The sequence below is a fragment of the Anaerophaga thermohalophila DSM 12881 genome, assembly GCF_000191885.1.
Classification (GTDB): Bacteria; Bacteroidota; Bacteroidia; order Bacteroidales; family Marinilabiliaceae; genus Anaerophaga; species Anaerophaga thermohalophila.
This window is the reverse complement of sequence record NZ_AEWI01000012.1, coordinates 69645-92593: the sequence shown is the minus strand read 5'-3', so window position 1 is coordinate 92593 and position 22949 is coordinate 69645. Positions and strand designations below refer to the sequence as shown.

Here is a 22949-nt window from a genome sequence, read left to right as displayed (position 1 = left end):
CCGGAAAATTACTATTCACCATGAAGGAAGCGCTGTTGTACGAAAAAACGGAAGGCAAAAAAGTCAAATGCAACCTTTGTGCGCATCGCTGTAAAATAAACCCCGGCAAACAAGGAATTTGCAAGGTAAGGGAAAACATTGACGGCACACTGTACACAAAAGTTTACGGATGCACCATCGCCCGTCATATTGATCCCGTCGAAAAAAAACCACTCTATCACTTTTATCCCGGTTCCAGTGCCTTTTCCATTGGCACACCCGGATGTAACTTCCATTGTGATTTTTGCCAGAACTGTGAAATATCACAAGTCGTTGATGAACGTATCCTGCAGATGGGACATCCGGCCACACCCGAAGAAATTGTTGAAGAAGCCATTCAATCAGGAAGCAAAAGCATTGCGTACACTTACAGCGAACCTGTCATCTTTTTTGAATACAGTTATGATATTGCCAGACTGGCACATGAAAAGGGATTAAAAAATGTGTATGTCTCCAATGGCTTTATGACGGCAGAAATGCTTGATATGATCGGGCCATATCTGGATGCCATAAATATAGATTTGAAGGCTTTCAAGGACGAGACCTACCGAAAGCTAATGGGCGGACGACTGGAGCCTGTACTAAATTCGTTGCGAAAAGTGGCAAAAACCGATATCTGGCTCGAAGTTACCAGCCTTATTATTCCCGGTGTAAACGACAGTCCGCATGAACTGCACGAGATGGCGCACTTTGTGTCCGACGAACTGGGAACTGATGTCCCGTGGCACATCAGCCGGTTCTTTCCCGGTTATAAAATGAATGATGTCCCGCCTACACCCATGAATACTTTGCTGAGAGCAAAACAGGCAGGCGTTGATGCAGGTCTGAACTATATCTACGTGGGGAATGTCCCTTCCGCAGCGAACCAAAACACTTATTGTCCGCACTGCAACGCCTTATTGATTGAACGCATGGGATATACTATTTTGTCTTATAACATTGAAAACGGACGATGCCCTAAGTGTAAAACGAAAATAGCGGTGGTTGACTAAATCATTTTTGCCGGGTTCCCAAAACACAACTTTCTTTATACTCGCGAACATTACCTTCCGGATCGAAAACCCTTGCCCAAACAATATAAATGCCCGGGGGAGCTTGCGTGTGATCATCCGTGATGCCCTCCCAGGTAATTTCTCCCGAAACATTCAGGGTTTGATTATTGATGAGCTGTCTCACCTGTCGCCCATCTGCATCATAAACAATAAACGTCCCTTTCCGGCCGGGTTTGTCGAAAGCATAAGAAATGATCAATTGATCGTCAACGCCATCGAGATCGGGAGTAAAAATTTCCGGTGACAGACTGAACAAGCGGGTAGTTTTCTGTTGCGTTTTTGCAACGAACTGGGAATTTTCGGCTGCAGGCGTTCCGTAACCGGCTGTTGAAGCAGCTGAATGCCATATCATCGGGTTATTGGAAGGGCCGTCATAATTTGTTCGCTCCAAAGCGATGCCCCTGGTATCAGACAACAAGTCAAAGTGCAATTCGGGAGAATAATCAAAACGATCGATAATTTCTCCGTTCAGTAGAGTTAAAAATACGGTTCCGCCTTCGTTAACATAATTTGGAAGATTCGGAAATTCTTTTAAATATTCCGGAGAGGTACATCCAAAATACTGATTTACCCATTCGGCATCATAAGTAAAACATAAATACTGACCCGGTAAAAACCAGCGAATCCGGTCCGAAAGCGGGAACAATGCTTCAGGCGTTCCGTCATCAACGGCACGAGCCAGACAAATACTATCGAGCGAAGCAATGTGAGCAGACCGGTTGAATAACTCTACATAATCGCAGCCTTCTGCAGGCGGATCAAATAGCAGTTCATTAATAACAATATCAAAACTGTCGATTCGTCCGGGAAGGCCGAACAAAAGAGACTTCTGCCCTGAATAAGTGTTTCCGGCCAAATCGGTGATCCCAGGTGCAATGGTCAACTCTTCAACATTATGAGGTGTCAGGCTGCGCTCAAATAAAATCTTCAGCTTATCACCAAAGACACTGTCGCGTGATATTCCGTCTATATCTTCTTCCTTTAACGAAAAATCATTTCTCCCTTCCTCAACAGAAATATGGGTCAGTGGTTCGCCAAAATCCAGTATCAGTACAGAATCGCTCTCCAGCCATGCATCGATGAGTTTCGGCGGGAAAATATCAGGATTCGGGGCTGCCACCGAATTGGGCATGCCCGGAGTGCCGCCATGCTCATCAATGCTGTAAGCCCAGTTCATGATTTGTTGCGACAAATTTTCTGTATCAATTATCTCCATCGACCAGCCGCCCTGTTGCTTAAAGCCGCTTCCGCCCCGTAAGGCAGGATAGCGGAATGCAGCGATGACTTTCCCCGATGGATTTTTTAACACCAATTCCCCTCCTGAGTTGGTTAATGCATGCCACTTATCAAGCGAAAGAGCGTTTGCAAAGGATTCTTCAGAGCTTCCCGTAAGGACGACGTATTCATCCGGGAAAAGAAGATATTTGGGCAATCCGGTTTTTTCCCCGTTAACATACAAGCTCATGTTTTGCAGATCGACAGGGAAGTCAGAACGGTTATATAACTCCAGATATTCTGCATCGGGTAATAAGGCAGGCGGAGAGGGATCGTGCATAATCTCGGAAAACACAATATCATAAGGGGCAGCCTCGTGATAGTATAAAGAGTAAGGGCCGCCGGGGACTGTATCGCCATTGGGGAGTACCAAATTCTCCAAATAACAGTTGATATCCACTGCATCAGGAAGATTTTCATTCAGTCTGAGCCGAAAAGCACCTTCTTCAAAGTGGGCAATTTCATCAACCCCGATATCCGGAGCCTCAATAATAAAATGGTGGGGCTGTAATAATCCGTCGGGAAACGAACGGTTGAATTCTATTACAACATCACGATAATTTTCGGCATAGAAACCAGTGACGCGGGGAGGAGAATAGGCAAAAGTCAGAGCAGTATCTTCCATACAAGCACCGTTTGCATCGCACCATCCCGAAATGATGAATTGCCCATCGTCGATTTCGGGTAAAACATTCTGTAATTTTACAACTACCCCGGAAGCATCTTCTGTATAGCTGATCTCTTGCAACAACGGGAACTCAAAGCCGATGCCTTTAAGCCCTGGTTGAGAGAGGCCGTCTGAAACAGCTTCGGAAAAAGAAATGTTAAGCGTGTGACCATTTACAATTTCCATATCCCGGATTACAGGAGGTATGGTATCCATATATTCCCGGCCGGAGACCGTCAATGAACCGAAATAAAATTTATCGCTCCGGGTTTTTGTATAATGACAGCTGAGACCAAAAAACTCAGCAGAAAAGCCAAACAGGCTATTTGCCTCCCCTTCCGTTTGCCACCCATCGCCCGTGTTTACTTCCAGCACCCAGTGACCACCTTTAGCCCGGGTTACCCTGATATCCAGATCAACCGTGCTTACATTCAGCAAATCTTCAGTTCCTTCTATCAACAATCGCTCTTCTCCTTCCCGGCGTTCCCAAAGTGAAATATTGTCGTTTGAAGTACCGGCAACCAGATAAAATCCATTCTCAAAATCCTTTTCCCCGTCAGTAGCAAGGTAAATCTGCAAATAGTTGGAAGAGGAAGGGTTAAAATCCATCTTTACGGAAATCTCCCATACAGCATCCTCGAAGGCCACCGAAGGATGGTGAAGAAAAGCCTCCCCGGTTTCTTCGGGAGCGTTCAGTCTGAGCATTTGCTGACCAACGTCCCGGATAAAAAGGGAAGTATCGCCATTCCAGGACTCTGGAAAATCGTCAAAAGAAAAAGAAAAAACATTTCCCGGAAGCAAAAATAAGAATACAAAGAGCAGGTTGCAGTAAAGAATTGGTTTCATCCGTATAAAATTTAATTATTAAGGTCGGATGGAACTCGCATGCAAGAGTTTTATACATGTTCTTTTGTGGAAAACTTTGCCATGCTCGTTTCATTTGATTAGGGTTTATTACTTAAATGTATTAATTTTGTGGCAATTGTAAAATTAATGAGCCTGTTTTTAAAAGGCTTTTAATTAAAAATTGCGTGTGTAACAAACCTGTTTTTGCAATTTATAAATATTTTCTCTAAGTAACACAAAATACAATCACATGAGAGTAGCTATTGTAGGCGCCAGCGGAGCCGTAGGACAGGAATTTTTAGACATCCTTGAAAAGAGGGATTTCCCCATAGATGACCTGGTATTGTTCGGGTCATCACGAAGCGCAGGGAAAAAGTATGCTTTCAAAGGGAAAGACCTGGTTGTTAAAGAGCTTCAGCACAACGACGATTTTAAAGATATTGATATTGCTCTCACCAGTGCCGGGGCAGGCACTTCCAAAGAATTTGCAGAAACCATTACCAGACATGGTACGGTAATGATTGATAACTCGAGTGCCTTTCGTCTGGATGATGATGTACCACTGGTTGTTCCGGAAGTTAACGCTACAGATTGTACCAACCGGCCTCGTAACATCATTGCCAATCCCAACTGTACAACCATCCAGATGGTGGTTGCCCTGAAAGCCATTGAGGATATTTCTCACATCCGCCGGGTGCATGTTGCCACATATCAGGCTGCAAGCGGTGCAGGTGCTACCGGTATGGCAGAACTGGAAGAACAGTTTCGTCAAATTGTAAAAGGAGAAAAACCAACCGTACAGAAGTTTGTACATCAACTGGCAATGAACATCATTCCTCACGTAGATGTATTCACCGAAAACGGATACACCAAAGAAGAGATGAAGATGTTCAACGAGACGAGAAAAATAATGCATTCCGACATACAGGTGAGCGCCATGTGCGTACGGATACCTATTCTCAGGGCACACTCAGAAGCTATATGGGTGGAAACAGAACGACCGGTCAGTGTCGAAGAAGCAAGAGAAGCCTTTAATAAAGCCACGGGCATCAAAGTTCTTGATGATCCGGATAATAATGAGTACCCGATGCCACTGTATCTGTCGGGTGAGGATGAAGTTTACGTAGGACGTATTCGTGCCGATCTTGCCAATCCCAACGGCCTCACGTTCTGGGCTGTGGCAGACCAGATACGAAAGGGAGCAGCGCTGAATGCCGTCCAGATAGCTGAATATATGATTAAAGAAGGGCTGGTCAGATAAAAGTAATTTAGTCAGTAAAGTGCCTGGTGAGTTCTGTGCCCGGAAACAGGTCATCATCAACCAGCAGGATATTTTAGTAAACCATAATCCATCAAATGCCTAAACAAGAGGTTGAGGCTAAGGGTTTAAGCCGGGGTGTCCAGTAACCAGAATATGTATTTTTCCTATGAGTCCGGCATAAAAAGCATCTTTGTTGCCAAACTCGTTGTTGTTTTAAATTTTTTCATGCTCATTAACAATGAGTTATCTCCGTTACAGAAATTTAAAACGCCTTGATTTTGACAAAAATATGCTTTTTATGCCGGTCTCTTATAGTATTTTTCTTTTAGGAATGGTCGCAATGAAATCCTTTAAATAGAAAGGCTCAAAATAGGCCACATCTTCAAATTTTTTATTATTCCAGGCATCGTTGGCCAGCGATGCCATGTTACGGGCGAGCGGCCCTTCGTCGGCAGGAAAGATTGCATTGGGGTGCTTCAAAGCATCCTTGCATTTCTCAGCACCATTGCCGAAAAAGAATACGCTTCGTACATCCAGAATATCACGATAACTGTTCTCGTCGATTATGTCGGCCGAAGTTGCTCTTTTTTGCTCCATTTTTCGATCAAACATAGCGGTGTAAACTTCCATCCGGCGTGCATCAATCATCGGGCAAAACCAACTCTCCCCCTCTTCAGATTCCTCAGAATAGCGCTTCACTACAGGCCAGGCCAGCACGGCGAGAGAAGGAATAGCAATCAAAGGTTTATCCAATGCGAAGCAAATGCCTTTTGCTGTAGATACGCCTATTCGCAATCCGGTGTAAGACCCCGGTCCGCTGCTCACAGCCACAGCATCTATATCGCTTAGCCCAACAGGTACAGCAGAATCACCAAACAGCTCGTCTATAAGCACGGTCAGCCTGTTGGCATGAGAGTTACCTTCATTGTCCTGTCGTGCTGCAATCACCTTGCCGTCTTTTACCAGGGCCACCGAACAAATCGAAGTAGAAGTTTCGATACAAAGTATATACGCCATCACATGAATTTCTGGCAAAAATAGCAAAACCACATAAAGATAGAAACAGCATTCCATCCTATTTTGAAACAAGCATGACACGACACTATCCTCTAATCATCAAAGAAATCAAAAACAGGGAACAGATTCTTCGTCGTTACCTCCTCAGAATGACATTAGACAGTTTTGTCATTCTGAGCGAAGCGAAGAATCTCATCAGTGGCGAAGATTCTTTGAATGATAAAAAACAGCGAAAGGAACGTGTTGTAACAAGGGAAAGATTCTTCGTCGTGCCTCCTCAGAATAACACTGGCGCTCTGTCTTTCTGAGCGGAGTGAAGAATCTACCATCAATTAAAGTATGATAAGTTGTATCATTCCAATAACTTAAATATATTTTATACGGATAAAATGAGCATGGCAAAAATTGTTAGGACTGTTAAATTGTTAGATTGTTGGGATTGTTAGCTAATGTAATAAAACTTATAATATTCTAACAACTAACATATTAACAATATTAACAACTTTAACAATTCTAACAGCCGTAACAATTTATTAAATGTAAGATGAAACTGGCATGACATGGTTTGTCACAAAAGGACATGTATAAAATCAATCATGCGAGTTACATTCGACCAATAACTTAGACTAATTTTATACGAATGAAAATACTATTGAAAATAAAAGGAAATTCCTATTCCCAGGCTCCAAATATCTGTCATCCGGACGTATTTGGTTCTGACGGCTTCGAGTAGGTACGCATCCAGAGCAGAAAATTCGAAATAAATACCCACACCCGATAAATGCTTATCCTTAATTTGGAAATGCCATTCCCCTCCCCAAAAGGGGGCCACATGTATTTTGTTTTGGAAATAATATTTTTCGGGATAATGTGGGGGCAGTTTACGAAACGTATTTTTGGTATGTCCCCAGTTTATCAAAAGTCCGACCCGGGGCCAGTAATGCCCGAACCAGGGCGACGACGTAAGATAAAAACCGTTTTTCAAAGAAATTGTATGGACAGAAACATCGCTTCCGCCCAGACCTTCTGAAAGATAACCATACATCAAAGTCGGTTCATAAATATCCCAAAGCCGATAACCGGCTCCAACTGAAATAAACCCAATACTACCGGCATATTGTATCTTTACATGAGAAGGGACAAACCACCGGGGACGAATGTACAGGGTATCTTCTCCTATTATTTTCTGACGGGGTTCGTACAGTCGTTCAAGAAATTCTCCTTTCGGGTAACTTCCTGAGGTTGGTATCTGACCTTCTGCTTCGTAAACAAAAGATGCCAGCAGGAATATCATTGTTTCTCTTAAATATCTCATGATTAAATGGGCTGACGGGTCACTATCACAGTATCCTTTTTTATTTCAAGCAACACAATCTCACGGTCGGTACTGTCCCCGGTAATTAAAAAGGGAACATCACAATCATCTCTAAATCCGTGAAAAAAGCTATGCGTATGTCCGTGAATTGATAAATCAACTTCATTAGCTTCAAGTAATTTACAGAAAAGATAGCGGTTCCCTATACTGAAAGAGGAATCCCAGGGCGGGATGTGAGCAGCAACAAAGACATAATCAAGTCCTTTTTCCTGCTTTACATTGGAAGCATTATATAACCATTCGAAATCAGGGTCCTCAACATTTTTTTCCCAAATGATATCATCGAAGAAAATAAACCTGCAATTATTATAGTCCAAAACAAAATTTGTTGGTCCGAACATTTCTTTGTAAACATTTACTCCGTTGGAAAGATAATCATGATTCCCAATAAGGGTAATCATTGGATGTTTCAACGAAGAAGTAATGTCGTGAAACCACAAAAACTCACGATAAATTCCACTCAGGGTAATGTCTCCGTTGTGCACAACAAAATCGATGCTGTCAATCCGGTTCAGATACTCAATCTGATCGGTAAAATCATCGTAATAAGTGTGACTGTCACCAAGAAGAGCAATGGTAAAGGGCTGAAATGAATCGCTGCTCTCCCTGGTAAGGCGTTCAACAGCTTCAACATTAATATCTTCAGGGATAATTCTGGTTCCACTCTGGTACGGACTATATTCGATCACCCTCTCACATCCGAAGAGCAATGGCACTATAGCGAATAAATACAGGAATTTTCTCATCATGACTTAATTCTATAATCTGATTTTTTATATCTGGCAGTAGTTCCACTAGTAAATTTTATCAAAATAAAACACGACGCCGAAGGTGTCGTACATCAATCATGGAACTTCAATTAGACCAATAACTTAAACCAGGTTCACAGAGGCGTTTAATGAAGCAAAGTAAAGTCAATCTGACTCAGATATCAAATCATAACCGACATAACAACAAAAAAGAAAGATGAAACGACAAAACAGGGCAATGAACGAACGACTATTTTTTACGAAGACTTACCTTAACAGAGGGGTTTGTGCTTTGAGTTGGGTGGAAGTCATTTAGTCATTAGTTTTTAGTCATTAGTTTTTAGTTTTTAGTCATTAGTCATTAGTCATTAGTGGGATACGCTGATACAGACATCCCTGAAAACCAACAAGATATCATGTTTTGAGCAGTTGGTAATTTTAAAGTGATTTACAGGCAGAAGAGTAAGCATTGAGCAAACATCCTACAAGACCTATTTGGGGGATAGCATAGGAAGTTAAATGGATATCAAAAAGCAATCATGGAGAAACTCATTCACCTTGTTCCTTAACGGGAATAGTAAAAAAGAAGTCTGATCCGTATCCCGGCTCCGATTCGACCCATATTTTACCTCCCATCAGTTCAACAAGGCTCTTGCAAATGGAGAGGCCCAGGCCTGTGCCTCCCTTATTTTTGGCCCCTGCCTTCACGACCTGACCAAAACGTTCAAAGATTAGTTTATGATGTTGGGGGTCAATGCCTATTCCATTGTCCTTGACAAAAAACCGCACATTATCAGCCAAAGGCTCAAATCCGAAAACAATTTGCCCGCCGGGAGGTGTATATTTAAATGCGTTGCTGATAAGATTATTGAATATTTGTGTAATTTTTCCCCCGTCAACAAAGAGAAAATAGTCTTCGTCAGGCAAAAGACATTTCAGTTCAACGGATTTTTCGTTTGCTTCCATCATGAAGAAACGGGCAAGGTCATTCATCAGCCTGTTTAAGTTGACACGGTTTGGTAAAACAGTTATCTGCCCGGTTTCGAGTTGTGAAATTTCAAGAACATCGTTAATGATTGAAAGTAATTGCTGACCGCTTTTCACGATAACATCGATGCAATTCTGCCTCTCATTATCGCTAAGGTCATTATTCCTGAGTAACTCTGAAAACCCTATAATACCATTCATAGGCGTACGTATCTCATGGCTCATATTGGCAAGAAAAGCCGATTTCAGGCGGTCACTCTTCTCAGCCTGTTCTTTTGCTTCAATAAGTTCTTTTTCTACCTGACGGGCATGTGTAACGTCACGGACAATGGTCATAAAACGGTTATCGTCGACATAGACCATGCGGGATTCATAAACCTCGCAAATGCCTTTATTGGATAATTCATACTCATAAGTTTCAATCCCCTTATGCCGGGCGACTTCATTTATCTTTTCACGGGTGAGGCGGGCAACTTCGGATGGCAAAACTTCGTCGACCGGCTGATCGAGAAAAACGTCGGGTGACGCATAAAGCGAATTAATACTTTCTGCATGGTAATCCTTAATGACACCTTCTCTGTCGAAAATAAAAATAATGTCGGGAATAACCGAGAGAAGGCCTGTTATCCTGGCCTGATTATGCTGGGCCACTTCCACAGCGTCCCGCAAACTGTTTATCAGTTCTTTCTCCTGTGTGACATCGGTAAAAGTTCCAATCGCTTTATCAGGCTTTCCTTCCTTAAATATCATAATGCCACTGCCTCTGTAATATTTCACTTTCCCGCCTGCTGAATCAATTCTGAATTCGTCTTTCCATTCTTCCTTAAGAAAAAACCGGTTCTTCCAAAAACGGGAAATACGCTCTCTGTCTTCGGTATGCACCAATCCAATGAAATCATCAAACGACTGAGGAGGCACCTTAGCATTACCAATATAACCGGCTTTGCCAAACCAACTCATTTTATCGGTTTTTGGATCCCATTCAAAAATAATGTCATTGGCATGAGTCGCTACAATCCGGAACCGCTCTTCGCTTTCGCGAAGCATTTCTTCGGCTTTTTTTCGGGCAGTAATGTCACGTCCTAAAATTACAAGGCCTTTCCTGTTTCCATGTTCATCAAAAACAGGCGTCTTTATCACATCAAATTTACGCTCGTCACCATTAAGTAAGGGCACGGTTTCTTCGACCGTCACAGGCTCTCGCTTTTCCCAGGCTTGCATGTCCGATTCTCTGCATTTTTCGAACACCTCTGCCAGCTCGGGAACCATTTTCTTAAGATGCTCTTCACTTTTAAAAAGGAAATTCTTCCCTTTCAAACGAAATAGTTCCTGGATAGATTCATTTGCCTCCATCCACCTCCCTTTAGCATCTTTAAAACATATTATATCAGGCGTGGCATTTATTAGTACTCTCAACCGGTCTTTACTTTCATTGAGATCATGAAGCGTCTGAATACGTTCGGTATTGTCCTGTACCACTCCCATAATTCCGGTAATGTTATTCGACGCATTGAGTATGGGTGCTGTTTTAAGCCTTAAATTGACGGTTTTACCATTAATCGTGTAAGTATAGGGGCCTTCATAAAGCCCTTCTTCGCCCGACAATGGTGCTTTAATGGCAGGCAGAACAGAAGAATCAACGACATTTGTCAGGTCAAAATTCAGCAATTTCGCTGAAGGAACCGACAAAATAGAGGCAAACCGTTCATTAAAGGCTGTTATTTCAAGAGAGGTATTATAGAAGAAGATTCCAACCGGGAAAAAATCAAACAACAACCTAAACTTCTCATTATCGGCGGATTCTCCATCTTTTTTTTCAAAAAAGTAGTTCTCGAACTGTTGTTCTATTATCTGCCGGGTTTGATCCATCAACAAAAGTTGCCGGCGATCCCAGTAATTATCCTCATTACAAAACAAACAAAGGCGACAGGTACCCGACAAGGAGGCAACCGACAGATTAATAAAACGACCCGAAGAAAAAGGTTTAATATACTTTCGATCACTCAATTCCTGCCATCCGGAAATGTTTTTCCCAAAATCATTTAAAGCGTGTAAAATATCTGACAACACTTCCTCAGTTTCAGGTTTGTCTATATTTGGCGGAAAAGCCCGGATAAAAGAAAAATCATTGCCGGTATCTACCGTGAGCACAGCATAAGAGCCGGTAAAATCTGACAACATGTCCAATGTTTCCTGTGCTGTAGGGGGAAAGCCCTTAACATCCTGCATATCTCAAAGTTTGGGATTTGGGTTTTAAAAACTTTTTTAAAACTAAGTTCTTGCAAGCAAGATTTTGAGTGAAAATAATAAAAAAACATGATAAAGTCCATTACAGACTCAAAGGAAATTTGAGGAATGCCCGTTTTATTTTGGCTAATGTTACTTAGTGTTCTTGTCATTACTCCACGGAAGATATCGATACAGGTTTTGCCTCAGTACCTCATTTGGCACGGGTTTGTTGTTTCGGTGAGACGGAACGTTGTAATACCTCTTATTTTTACTATTTTTGTGTCCGTTTTAAAGCAATGACATTCAGATTAGGAAACGCATTATGGAAACTGTTGTAAGTGGTATTCGTCCAACCGGGAATCTTCATCTTGGTAATTATTTCGGAGCGGTTAAGAACTTCCTGAAGTTGCAGGAAAACTATAATTGTTTCTTTTTTATTGCCGATTATCATTCACTAACTACTCATCCCCATCCTGCCGATTTACATGGAAATGTTCGTCAGGTACTTGCCGAATATCTGGCTGCAGGGCTCGATCCGGAAAAAGCAACCATATACATTCAAAGTGATTTGCCCGAAGTGGCGGAGCTCACTCTTTTACTGAACATGAATGCGTACCTCGGCGAACTGGAACGCACGACGTCTTTCAAGGAAAAGGCCCGGAAGCAACCCGACAATGTCAATGCAGGGCTGTTGACCTACCCGGTTCTTATGGCCGCCGATATTATCATCCATCAGGCTTCAAAAGTTCCCGTGGGCAAAGACCAGGAGCAAAATCTTGAAATGACGCGTAAGTTTGCAAATCGTTTCAACCGAATCTATGAAGTTGATTATTTCACTATTCCCCAAGCCTTTAACTTTGGGGAATCACTGATTAAAATACCCGGACTTGACGGTTCCGGGAAAATGGGAAAATCTGAAGGAAACGGCATCTTCCTGGCCGAAGAGCCGGAATCAATCAGGAAGAAAGTGATGAGAGCCGTTACCGACAGCGGCCCGTCAAAACCCAATTCTCCGGTTAGTGAGCCTGTTCAAAATCTCTTCACCATCATGGAAGTGGTTTCAAAACCAGAGGTTCTTGAACAGTTTAAAGACGACTATGCCAAATGCACCATCCGCTATGGTGATTTAAAAAAGAAACTGGCCGAAGACATCATTAATTTCACCGCTCCCATAAGAGAAAAAATCAAGACCATTGCCGGCGATGATGCTTACTTGAGAAAAGTGGCCAACACAGGTCGCGAGAAAGCTCACGAAAGTGCCTCAAAAACGATACGGGAAGTACGTAAAATTATCGGGTTTAAGCCGTTTTAAGATCAAAACACGAAATGAATACCGGCGGAAAGAGGAAAAGTTTATAAATTCAGGAATGCAACCAATTAACAGTCTGAAAAGTCCTTTACCCGATTTCCAAAAACCGCTGTTTTATCAACTCATATTTTCTTGGATCAATGGGAATTTCGGTGTTATGGTCTTCCAGAAAAATGCTTGATGAATCTTCGTCCACACTTGTAATCTTGCGAAGGTTGACCACATATAACGGATGGCACCTTATAAATCCATATTTGCAGAACATTTGTTCATAACGGCGTAAAGGTTTCGGGACAAAAATATCCTTCCCCGAATCAATATGGATAATACATCCGCCGGCAACCGCCTCACCATAAAATATGGAAGAAAGAAGCACAGACTGAGAAGAGTCGACCGTCGGGAAAACCACTATTCGTGCCGTGGCCGGCAAATCGGAATTGGTAAGAAGGATTTCCATTTTTTTCTGATAATCACTCTCCTCAAGGGCATCACCGGCTTTATCGATAGCATGAACCAGCTCAGAAATATCGAACGGTTTCAGCACATAACTTGCCGCAGAAAACCTTACCGCCTCAACAAGATAATCTTCATGCCCCGATAAGAACACTACTTTAAAGTCGAATAGTTCAATTTTCCGTAGCAGGTCAAATGCAGTTCCGTCGGGCAAGCCAATGTCCAGCAAAACCAGGTTGGGACTTTTTGTTTTAATGGCCTCCAGGGCATCAGCAACTGTATACACACTTTCAAGTAATTCGAAGTCAGGAAAATGTTCCAGTATAACTTGTCTGATGACCTTCTGCATGAGGGGTTCGTCTTCAACAACAAGTATTTTCTTCATTTTTATGATTTTTGCAAATATTTGACCACATTGTCCTTAATTTTAAAACCATAATTTTACTTTAAAAGATGTCTGACGAATTCACTTAAGTCCATTGCGATACCTTTTGACGAAGCTTTATCTCATGGGTTTTTGTATTTCTGTCCATTTCAACAACCGGTATGATAATACGTACCAGAGTTCCACGGTCGAAAGGATTGATCTGCTTCTTATCCATGATTACCATATCCGTATTCCGACCCGAGTCTCTTCTCAGCATATCAAGGCGTTCACGGGTTATCTTTATTGCCATTGATTCATGCCCTTTTCCCTTTTCACCAGCCTTTTTTGATGCTTCTATCCCGATTCCGTTATCGTCAACCTCCACAATCATTTTATTCCTGTCTTCTCTGATAAATCTTACAGAAACAAATCCTTCGGTTTCGCATGGCCGAATGCCGTGTTCAATAGCATTTTCAATAAATGGCTGAGTCAACATCGGAGGAACCATAACTTTTTCCTTATCAAGTGTCTCATCAATACTCAGGGCATAATCAAAGGCTTCTGAAAACCGTAATCTTTGTAATTCCAGGTAATATCCCAAAATTTCGGTCTCCTCTTTCAGCGAGATATAATCGTGTGCAGAGCTTCGTAAAACATGTCGCATCAATTTTGAAAAATCGGTGAGAAAACGTGATGATTTTTCAATATCATGTTCAAGAATGTACACCTGAATAGCGCTGAGTGCATTGAAAATAAAATGGGGATTCATCTGGGAACGAAGTAGCCGCTGCTGATGCCGGACGTTCTTATACCGGTTTCTTAACTGCGACTGCCGTATCAGCATAATTATAGCGAACGAAACGGCTACCACAAGTATAAGAACAATGGTCAGAAAAAACCGCTGGCGATCGAGTATAGCCTGCTGCTGAAGTGTTTGCTTGTTTAACTCTTCAATTCGTTGACGTTGTCTCTCTGACTCAAAAATGGCCTCCTGTGTCGACAGATGATTAACATTCTTTTCATTGATAATACTGTCGTTGTAAGCTGCAGCCATTTTAAAATATTTCAGAGCCCCGGCATAATCACCCCTTATTTCACACAATTCAGAAAGCAATTTAGAAGCTTCTTCGATCTGAAACAGTGAACCAATATCAAGTGCCACAGCGAAACTCTTATTTAGGTGTTGTTCAGCCAAATCCAGATCCCCCGTTTGCAGGTAGGTCTGCCCGATTTTGGAATGACTGATGGCAACCTGCAATAAATCGCCCAGCTCCTCGTTAAGATGCAATGCCTTCTCTAAATACTCAAGCGCTTTGTGCGGCCTGTCTTGTTCCAGATAGGCTGTACCTATACTATTGAAACAAATGGATTGCCCTATTTTACTGTTAATCTGATAATTGTAATCAAGAGAAGTGAAAAAATGAGAAAGTGCGGAATCAACCTGTCCCAGCTTTAACAAGGATTCTCCAAGATTGTTATGGTTTATGGCCAGCCCCAGCTTATTGTTCATCCGCTCTGCAATATCGAGGGAGCGCTTAAAGTATTCGATTGAGGTTACATAGCGGTCAAGATTGTAATTGACATTCCCAATACTGTTAATAGCAGAACCGATCAACATGGAATCTCCCGTCTCTTCGGCAAGCGAAAGTGCTTTAACATGCATTTCGAGAGCGGCGGGATTATCATCAATACGCCGGTACACAACACCCAGCTGATTATACACCTCCCCCAGGAGATGTTTGTCACCGGTTTTTGTGGCCAGGGCAAGTGCTTTCTGATGAAATTCCATGGCTTTCCCATACCGGGCTCTGTTTCGATAGCGCTGTCCTGTCAGGTTATATATGCGCGCCAGTTGATTAAGATTCTCATTTTTGCGGGCAATTTCTTCAGCTTCGGAAAGATAATTATCGGAGATGTCAACATGCACCCCCCCCTGACCGTAAAGATTTATGGAACGTTCGATCAACTGCTCTACAACAAGAGAATCTGTTCCCACAACGTCAGACATCAGGTTCCCTTCCGGATTCGCCTTATCGTCGGGAACATTCCGGCATGAAAAAAATTCAAAAAGAATAATAATTAGCAGCCCGGACTTTTTCTGCATAAAAATCAAGCGTTGTTGTGATATGGTATTAAACTCTTATCATTCCTTGTGTGGAAAGATATTCCCTATTCTCTTTGTTTCTGGCAAGGTACATAAATTTTATGCCTGTTACCCATTTGTTATGCAGATTTTTTGATGAAGGGTTATCTTTGTATGCTAAAAATTGGTGTGGTGAAGATAGGAAATCTCGAACTCAGAAAGGAGTCTCTTCTTCTGGCTCCCATGGAAGATGTGACCGACAAAATGTTCAGGCAATTGTGCAAACGATATGGTGCAGACCTGATGTATACGGAATTTGTGTCGGCCGATGCGCTCGTCAGGGAAGTGGATAAGACGTTGAAAAAAATAGAAATCAGTGAGGAAGAACGTCCTGTAGGCATTCAGATATATGGCAAGGAGACCGGTGCTATGGTTGAAGCTGCCCGAATAGCAGAGGAGGCAGGGCCCGACATTATCGACATCAATTTTGGGTGCCCCGTAAAAAAAATTGCTTCAAAAGGTGCGGGAGCTGGCATGTTACGTGATATACCGAAAATGATTGAGATGACTCGTGCCATCGTAAAGGCAGTAAAAACACCGGTTACGGTAAAAACGCGCCTGGGCTGGGACGAATCATCAAAAAATATTGTTGATGTTGCCGAACAGCTTCAGGATACAGGCATTCAGGCGATTACCATTCATGGCCGCACCCGGGCACAGATGTATTCGGGAGAAGCCGACTGGACACTTATCGGAGCCGTGAAAAACAACCCCAGGATGACCATCCCTGTTATCGGGAACGGGGACATTACAAATCCGTTAAAAGCCAAAAATTATCTGCAAAAATACGGGGTTGATGCCTTAATGATTGGCAGGCCGGCTATAGGTCGCCCATGGATATTCCGCGAGATCAGACATTATCTCGATACAGGAGAACTACTACCAGCGCCTACCATCCCTGAGCATGTTGAAATGATCAGGGAGCAGGTCAACAAATCTGTGGAATGGCTGGGCGAAAGAAGAGGCATTTTGCATTCGAGACGTCACCTGGCCACTACATTCAAAGGGCTTGAACATTTTCGTCCACTCAAGATAAAAATGCTGCGTACCGAGCGTATTGACGAACTGAATGCCATCCTTGATGAAATAGCAGAACAATGGGCAGATCATTCTTCTCCCTGCCCGGAATAATAGCGCTGTACAATTACACGAACGGGATACCACGCAGCCAGTAAACCCACCAACGAAACGCTAACATATACAAGAAGCATATCCGACCATTGCAAAGCTACCGGATAGGCGTCAACAATAAACGCCCCTTCGCCGCTGAATTTCAACAAACCGAAATGTTGCTGCAACCACACCAGGAAAGCTCCCAGCAATACGCCAAACGTTACTCCGGCCAGGGATATCAACCATCCTTCTGTGAGAAATATTTTATTAATCAACGAGCGGTTGGCACCCATACTTCGAAATGTTCCTATGCTTTCTTTCTTTTCAAAAATGAGGAGCGACAAAGTCCCGATAACATTAAACAAGGCAATAACAAGGATAAAAAGAAGAATCAGATAAGCCATCAGTTTCTCAACCCGCATCAGTTTGTAAAAAGTGGCATGTTGTTCATGCCTGTCCAGTACGGAGAAATCTTCACCCAAAAGTTCCTGCAACCGGGCTTTCACCTTATCCGTTTCATATCCCTTTTTTACAGAAATTCCCAGTGACGACACTGCATCGTCACCGTAATCAAACAGCCTGCGGGCCTGACCAATATTAACGACCATGTATTTAGAGTCGTATTCAAGCTGGCGTACTGCAAAAATTCCGGCCGGGTGAAGATACTCTTCATTAAACGACAGGTCGGGACGCATCATATTAATGCGGGCAGTGCGCCTGGGAGCATAAACAACCAGCGGTTTTACGAAATTAAGCCGCAGTCCGAGTTGATCAGCCAGAACATAGCCGACAACGCTATAATTCTGTCTTTCAAGTTGTAGCTGATACTTACCGTCAATAATAATGGTGTCAATGCCCGAAACTTCATCAAAATTTTCATCGACGCCCATAACAATAGCAGGCACCTGGCGTTTGTCGGAACGCAAAAGCGCCTGGTCTTCAAGAATATGAGAAACAACAGCCACGCCTTCCGTTTCATAAATTTCCTGTGACGGGATTGAATCAAGAGAAAAAACTTTCCCCCGTACCGGTTCTATTTTCAGCTCCGGATCAAACGAACCGTATAAAGAACCAATCAATCCGTGGAGGCCGTTAAAAACTGACAAAACGACAATAAGTGCCAATGAGCCCACCAAAACACCAGACACCGATATCATCGAAATGACATTAATGACATTCTGCGACTTTTTGGCAAACAAATATCTTATTGCTATGCGAAGAGCCAGTTTCATCAGTATAAAATTAGTCTAAGTTATTGGTCGAATGGAAATCGTCTCCAGAAATCGGGACTCGTTTCACTCTTCTTTCTCCGGTTTAAATGCTTTCACCAGCAGACCGGTTCCGGCGGAATGTTGTTTCCGTGTATCAAGATAGTTCAAAACACAGCAGAATGGCCAGACAATCAGATAATAAAATGGAAGAATCAGGAAGAACAGTTTACTGCTGTTAAGCATCATTATCGGGTATTTCATGGACCATTTCCAGGCAATATAACCCGGCTTCCCATAGGTATAACGGGCATCAATTTCTGAAAAACCCGCATCCGAAAGTTTACGCGTTATATCTTCAATACTGTATCCGTCTCTGACGTGTTCATCTATGAACCCGGTAACCTCATCCCCATGTTCATACGAATCCGATCCTCCCTTATCCGATGGTGTGGAAATGAGCAGCATGCCGCCCGGAATAAGACTTTCATAAAAATTACGGAACACCTTTCGGTCGTCTTCAATATGTTCCATAACATCCACCGAAAGTATCAGGTCGTATGTTGTTGCTTCAGAAAATTGTGTTAAATCAGCCTTGATGAAATTAACGCGTCCTCCTTTACCAATAATCTTGAAAAAACGGTTACAGTCCTCCACCTGCTCTTCTTTAACATCGACGCCCGTAATGCGAAAATCATCTCCCAGTCTCGACATAGCCCAACTGTATTGTCCAAAACCGGATCCGGCATCCAGTATATCTGCCACCTCGCCCTGTTGTGCAGCCCATTTCCGTAGCTCTCTTCGTATGTACCACGAACGTAATAACAACAGATTCAGCAATCGGTAAAACACCAAACGAAATGCCGGTGTTACATTAAATACACGGCCCAGCGACCGTTTGATGGGATCGTACTGCATGTTATCAAAAACTTATATGACTTTATTGAGTGCAGTCTAAAAAGCATATTTTTGTCAAAATCCAGGCGTTTTAAATTTTTGTGCCGGAGTTAACTTATTGTTAATGAAAATTCAAAAATTTAAAACAACAACGAGTTTGACAACAAAGATGCTTTTTAGACTGGGCTCTTTATTCATTCAGAAGCCTGTCAATATTATCAACATAATCCAGACTGTCGTCAATATAAAATTCCAGTTCGGGAATGACGCGCAACTGTTTCCCGACCCTTTTCCCAAGCGCATAACGTATTCGTGAATTATGTTGGGTAATATTATTAAACACTTCTTCTTTTTTGTCACCCGGGAAAATACTTAAATAGATGCGGGCAATTCCTAAATCGGAAGTCACTCTCACAACAGTTACCGTAACCATAGTTCCCTGAATCAGCTCTTTTACCTCGCGCTGAAACATCTCGCTCATGTCTTTTTGTATAAGACGTCCTATTTTTTTCTGTCGGGTAGAATCCATATCTCATTTCATTTTAATGCCCGAAGTTAGACAAAATTATGCAAAAAACTTTCCAGCTCTTTTACCATGGTGTCCATATTGAACAGGCGGCGAACGGTGTTGGCCCCTTTTTCGCCGATACTACTGAGCCGGTCATCCGGAAGGGATATAATCTGTTTTAATCTTTTAGCAACTTCGGATGTGTCTCTCAATACCTGATGCCTCTTTTTCAATCCTTGCATGGCAAGAGAAACCCACTTTTCATTGCCACCCCATACTTTTGCCGAACATATAAATAAAATACGCATAACATGCATTTTATCCGCAAAACTAACAAAAGTATCATTCAGGTTGTTACTCTTTTTTGTATATTGCATGATGGCTATAATTCAGTAAAAATGAAACGGTAAAAATGAAACGAGCAAAAACGGTAATATTCTCAATTACAGGTGCATTGCTTTCCGCAACTGCTTATTTACTTTGGGTGACCAGAAAAAAGAAGGAAACACAAACCGTTTTCGGTACTGACAAGTCCAAAGAGGAAGCAACAGTCTCATCTTCTTCGACATCTGCCCCGGAGCTGTATAAAACAGCCGGGGTTAAAAAGCTTGAACTAAAAAATATCCCCGAATCATTAACTTTCAGTGATTCCTCTTATGATTTTACGGGAATGGCCCGGGTACATCCCAACGAACACGACAAGTATAATGTGGATGTACTTGACAATAACGGTTCATTTCTGGGAAAAATCGTAAAAAACCGAAAGCTCAGCCACTCTCTTTCAGAATGGCATGCCGGAGAGGTTTTTGCATTCGGGAAAATTAAAAAGACCAACAATGAATCTGCACTTTCTGGTATTGTTTATATCCCTGCAGGTCTTAACAATTCACAAATTGAGGATTTAAAAAACGTTTTTGAAAAACTAAATACGCGACATCGGATTTTGTCGAAACCCGATGTTTCATCAGAAGAGTATTTACAGATTCTCGACGATCACAAATTCATCTCAAGGGTTCTCTTTCAGCTCGACATTGTCGACGAAATAGATGCTTCCCTGTCTAAAAAAATAATTCCGGCACTTTCCAGGCAACTGGAAGATGAACAAAACTTCGAAGGTTTGCTTAAACTGGAAAAGCACAGTGACTTAATTGATGCACTAAGCGAACGCTTCGCTGCAGCAACCTACAAAAGAATCAGTAAGGCCAGGGAAAAATTGTCATGATTCCATACCTGAAAGCACATTTGCGCAAATATCACGCTCAACTTTAGTTGTCAACTTCCTGACCACATTATTCAGATTAAAAACAACCTTGCCCAGTTCTTCGTCGGGCGAAGACTGATAAAGCCGGTCGGTAATCCAAAAGAGTGAACGAAGGGCATTTTCCAGAATTGGCCGGGTTTCGCGCACCGATATATCTTTAAATGCTCCAATTCCCTTTTCTTCAGTCAGCGCATCAAATTCCGCCTGGGCATGTACCAGTTCATCAAACCACTCGGAAGCGCCCAAAGTTTCAATCGTATCCAAATGATGCTCCTCCAACTCCCTGATTAGGGAGGGCAGGCAGGTTGATTGTCGCTGATAACCATCACTTTGGGTTTGCCAGGCATGCTTTAGCAAGACCTCTAATAAGCCGGCAGCCATAAGGGATATCTCTTTCTTTGGCCGGTGACAAGCCGCTTCCACAAGACGGTAAAACGCGATATAAGCCTCGTCACGTCTGCTCGCCTGAAGTGTTTTACGCTCCATGATAAAACTGATAACGCGACGCTGAAAGGTTTCTTCATAACACTTCAGACTTTCACGAACATCCTCTACAAAAGGATAAAGAGTAGATTTATGAACGGGACAATGATCGAATACCTGCAGCGATATTTTTGCAAGATCATATAAGTCAAACGACATTAATTGCGAAAAATTCAATGATTTAAGCATAGAACCAAGGGGTTTAGGAGTTGATACTTCCGAATAAACTTTCTTAAAATTTACGTAAAACAGCTCCCGTTGGTTTCATCCGTATATAATTTATCCAAGTTATTTGTCAAATGGAACTCGCATGCAAGAACTTATACTTGTTCTTGTTGTGGAAAACGTTGCCATGCTCGTTTCATCAGTATATTAATTTTTGCTGCCAAGGCGAGTGCCACGAATTTTCCTGAAAAGGTCGAGTGCATAAACATCGGTCATACCTGAAATAAAATCAATTACTGTTTGGATGCGCTGATGTACCGGGGATGAATCGGGAACCCTGTATTGTTCAGGGATGAAAGGCAGCAACAACCCAGAATAATAATGCTGCGGATTAAGCACTGCATGAATGAACTCATCCAGAAGTGTTCCCAATATCTTAAAGCCAGCTATTTCGATCTCCACCACAGATGGATGCTTGTAAATTTTTTCAAATCCGACTTTTGAACATTGCTTCATTGCATCATAAACGGGAGACTGCAGGTGCTCAGTCAGAGCTCCATTGAAAGTCCCGTTAAGAATTTCATCGTGATGTTCTGTGAATATCCTTGTACAGGCATCTACCATTTTCCCGATAACACCGGCACGAAGATACGCGATTTGTTCATTGGTGTCGGTCACTTCTTTGCTCACCTCTTTTATTCGTTTCAAGTGGGATTTATCCTCAACCGGATCATAAAATGCCATTAGCAGGGCACGGGTTTCTTCCGTGGAAAGAATCCCGAGTTTATGGGCATCTTCGATATCCATTATCTGATAGCAGATGTCGTCTGCTGCCTCCACCAGGTAGACCAAAGGGTGGCGTGCAAAAACGTCTCCGCTAACTTCCCTAAGTCCCAGCTCCGAAGCAATATTCAAAAACATCTCTTTTTCCGATTGGAAAAAACCGTACTTTTTTAAGTCCTCGCGTCCGGAGGCATACGGATATTTCACGATGGATGCGACCGTGGTATAAGTAAGGGCAAATCCTCCGTTTCGTCTTCCTTTAAATTTATGGGTCAGCACCCGCAAGGCGTTGGCATTGCCCTCGAAAGCTATAAAATCATTCCAAATTTCACGTGAGCCAACCATATTCTTCAGGTCTTGACCCTTTCCATATTTGAAGTAATCGGAAATGGCCTTTTCGCCCGAATGACCAAAGGGAGGATTCCCCATATCATGAGCCAGACAAGCAGCAGCCACCACCGACCCCAGTTCATCGGCAAGGGGGAGTTCGTCGCCGTAGCGTTTATTCAGGAAACGGGCTATATTACTGCCAAGCGAACGGCCAACACTGGCCACCTCCAGACTGTGAGTCAGCCGGTTGTGAACAAATACACTGCCCGGCAACGGAAACACCTGGGTCTTGTCCTGCATCCGCCTGAAAGGAGACGAAAAGATGAGACGATCATAATCCCGCTGAAATTGTGTCCGGTCGTGATGCTGAACCCTTGTTGCCTGACCGGTTCGGTTTGTAGAAAGAAGTTTTTTCCAGTCCATAATGTTCGC

General features: G+C 42.6%; 19 protein-coding genes. 6 read left to right on the top strand and 13 right to left on the bottom strand.

Annotated features, from left to right (window positions below; all coding sequences use genetic code 11):
* Window positions 1-20: 20 nt before the first annotated feature.
* Window positions 21-1031 carry an AmmeMemoRadiSam system radical SAM enzyme gene (gene amrS, locus ATH1_RS0104400; protein WP_010418113.1) on the top strand — a complete coding sequence of 337 codons (1011 nt, stop codon included), beginning with the start codon at window positions 21-23 and terminating at the stop codon, window positions 1029-1031.
* 1 nt (window position 1032) lies between these two features.
* On the opposite strand, the gene ATH1_RS0104395 is transcribed toward amrS, so the two are convergent.
* On the bottom strand, window positions 1033-3879 hold the full coding sequence (locus ATH1_RS0104395; protein WP_010418110.1) for a lamin tail domain-containing protein: 2847 nt from the start codon (window positions 3877-3879) through the stop codon (window positions 1033-1035).
* A gap of 250 nt (window positions 3880-4129) precedes the next feature.
* Between ATH1_RS0104395 and ATH1_RS0104390 the strand changes: the two genes are divergently transcribed.
* Window positions 4130-5140 (top strand): aspartate-semialdehyde dehydrogenase, encoded by a 1011-nt coding sequence (locus ATH1_RS0104390; protein ID WP_010418108.1) that lies wholly within the window; start codon window positions 4130-4132, stop codon window positions 5138-5140.
* A gap of 309 nt (window positions 5141-5449) precedes the next feature.
* Here ATH1_RS0104390 and tsaB read toward each other — a convergent pair whose 3' ends face one another.
* Window positions 5450-6157 (bottom strand): tRNA (adenosine(37)-N6)-threonylcarbamoyltransferase complex dimerization subunit type 1 TsaB, encoded by a 708-nt coding sequence (gene tsaB / locus ATH1_RS0104380; protein ID WP_029163959.1) that lies wholly within the window; start codon window positions 6155-6157, stop codon window positions 5450-5452.
* Window positions 6158-6231: 74 nt separating this feature from the next.
* Here tsaB and ATH1_RS0104375 point away from each other — a divergent pair, with 74 nt between their 5' ends.
* Window positions 6232-6465 carry a hypothetical protein gene (locus tag ATH1_RS0104375; RefSeq protein WP_010418099.1) on the top strand — a complete coding sequence of 78 codons (234 nt, stop codon included), beginning with the start codon at window positions 6232-6234 and terminating at the stop codon, window positions 6463-6465.
* A gap of 341 nt (window positions 6466-6806) precedes the next feature.
* On the opposite strand, the gene ATH1_RS0104370 is transcribed toward ATH1_RS0104375, so the two are convergent.
* The 3 genes from ATH1_RS0104370 to ATH1_RS0104360 all read right to left on the bottom strand — a co-directional run bounded on the left by ATH1_RS0104370 (window position 6807) and on the right by ATH1_RS0104360 (window position 11497).
* Window positions 6807-7472, bottom strand: coding sequence for a hypothetical protein (locus ATH1_RS0104370; RefSeq protein ID WP_029163958.1), 666 nt, complete (start codon window positions 7470-7472; stop codon window positions 6807-6809).
* A 2-nt stretch (window positions 7473-7474) separates the two neighbouring features.
* Window positions 7475-8278: a metallophosphoesterase family protein gene (locus ATH1_RS0104365; protein WP_245531706.1), complete on the bottom strand. Its 804-nt coding sequence runs from the start codon at window positions 8276-8278 to the stop codon at window positions 7475-7477.
* A 552-nt stretch (window positions 8279-8830) separates the two neighbouring features.
* Window positions 8831-11497: a PAS domain-containing hybrid sensor histidine kinase/response regulator gene (locus ATH1_RS0104360; protein ID WP_010418091.1), complete on the bottom strand. Its 2667-nt coding sequence runs from the start codon at window positions 11495-11497 to the stop codon at window positions 8831-8833.
* Between the two features lie 322 nt (window positions 11498-11819).
* On the opposite strand from ATH1_RS0104360, the gene trpS reads away from it, so the two are divergent.
* Window positions 11820-12809 (top strand): tryptophan--tRNA ligase, encoded by a 990-nt coding sequence (gene trpS, locus ATH1_RS0104355; RefSeq protein WP_010418088.1) that lies wholly within the window; start codon window positions 11820-11822, stop codon window positions 12807-12809.
* An 85-nt stretch (window positions 12810-12894) separates the two neighbouring features.
* Here the strand turns inward: trpS and ATH1_RS0104350 are convergent, their stop codons facing one another.
* Together ATH1_RS0104350 and ATH1_RS0104345 are read right to left on the bottom strand one after the other, a co-directional pair.
* Window positions 12895-13644 carry a LytR/AlgR family response regulator transcription factor gene (locus ATH1_RS0104350; protein WP_010418084.1) on the bottom strand — a complete coding sequence of 250 codons (750 nt, stop codon included), beginning with the start codon at window positions 13642-13644 and terminating at the stop codon, window positions 12895-12897.
* An 85-nt stretch (window positions 13645-13729) separates the two neighbouring features.
* A complete protein-coding gene (locus ATH1_RS0104345; protein WP_010418082.1) occupies window positions 13730-15730 on the bottom strand; it encodes a tetratricopeptide repeat-containing sensor histidine kinase in 2001 nt (666 codons plus the stop codon).
* 171 nt (window positions 15731-15901) lie between these two features.
* On the opposite strand from ATH1_RS0104345, the gene dusB reads away from it, so the two are divergent.
* Window positions 15902-16900: a tRNA dihydrouridine synthase DusB gene (gene dusB / locus ATH1_RS18925; RefSeq protein WP_044114880.1), complete on the top strand. Its 999-nt coding sequence runs from the start codon at window positions 15902-15904 to the stop codon at window positions 16898-16900.
* On the opposite strand, the gene ATH1_RS0104335 is transcribed toward dusB, so the two are convergent.
* From ATH1_RS0104335 to ATH1_RS21820, 4 genes are all read right to left on the bottom strand, one after another.
* On the bottom strand, window positions 16876-18114 hold the full coding sequence (locus ATH1_RS0104335) for an ABC transporter permease (RefSeq protein ID WP_010418076.1): 1239 nt from the start codon (window positions 18112-18114) through the stop codon (window positions 16876-16878). The two genes, dusB and ATH1_RS0104335, sit on opposite strands and share 25 nt — an antisense overlap.
* 63 nt (window positions 18115-18177) lie before the next feature.
* Window positions 18178-19008, bottom strand: coding sequence for a class I SAM-dependent methyltransferase (locus ATH1_RS0104330; RefSeq protein ID WP_010418073.1), 831 nt, complete (start codon window positions 19006-19008; stop codon window positions 18178-18180).
* A 169-nt stretch (window positions 19009-19177) separates the two neighbouring features.
* Window positions 19178-19516 (bottom strand): 30S ribosome-binding factor RbfA, encoded by a 339-nt coding sequence (gene rbfA / locus ATH1_RS0104325; RefSeq protein WP_010418071.1) that lies wholly within the window; start codon window positions 19514-19516, stop codon window positions 19178-19180.
* A gap of 26 nt (window positions 19517-19542) precedes the next feature.
* Entirely contained in the window at window positions 19543-19803 is a 261-nt protein-coding gene (locus ATH1_RS21820; protein ID WP_156062747.1) for a hypothetical protein, read from the bottom strand.
* Between the two features lie 104 nt (window positions 19804-19907).
* On the opposite strand from ATH1_RS21820, the gene ATH1_RS0104315 reads away from it, so the two are divergent.
* Window positions 19908-20717, top strand: coding sequence for a hypothetical protein (locus ATH1_RS0104315; RefSeq protein WP_010418066.1), 810 nt, complete (start codon window positions 19908-19910; stop codon window positions 20715-20717).
* Here the strand turns inward: ATH1_RS0104315 and ATH1_RS0104310 are convergent.
* Both ATH1_RS0104310 and dgt read right to left on the bottom strand, forming a co-directional pair.
* Window positions 20712-21428, bottom strand: a complete 717-nt coding sequence (locus ATH1_RS0104310; RefSeq protein WP_010418064.1) for a DUF6261 family protein — start codon at window positions 21426-21428, stop codon at window positions 20712-20714. The genes ATH1_RS0104315 and ATH1_RS0104310 overlap by 6 nt on opposite strands.
* A gap of 183 nt (window positions 21429-21611) precedes the next feature.
* Complete coding sequence (dgt, locus tag ATH1_RS0104305; protein WP_010418062.1) at window positions 21612-22940, bottom strand: dGTP triphosphohydrolase; 1329 nt, start codon at window positions 22938-22940, stop codon at window positions 21612-21614.
* Window positions 22941-22949 lie beyond the last annotated feature (9 nt).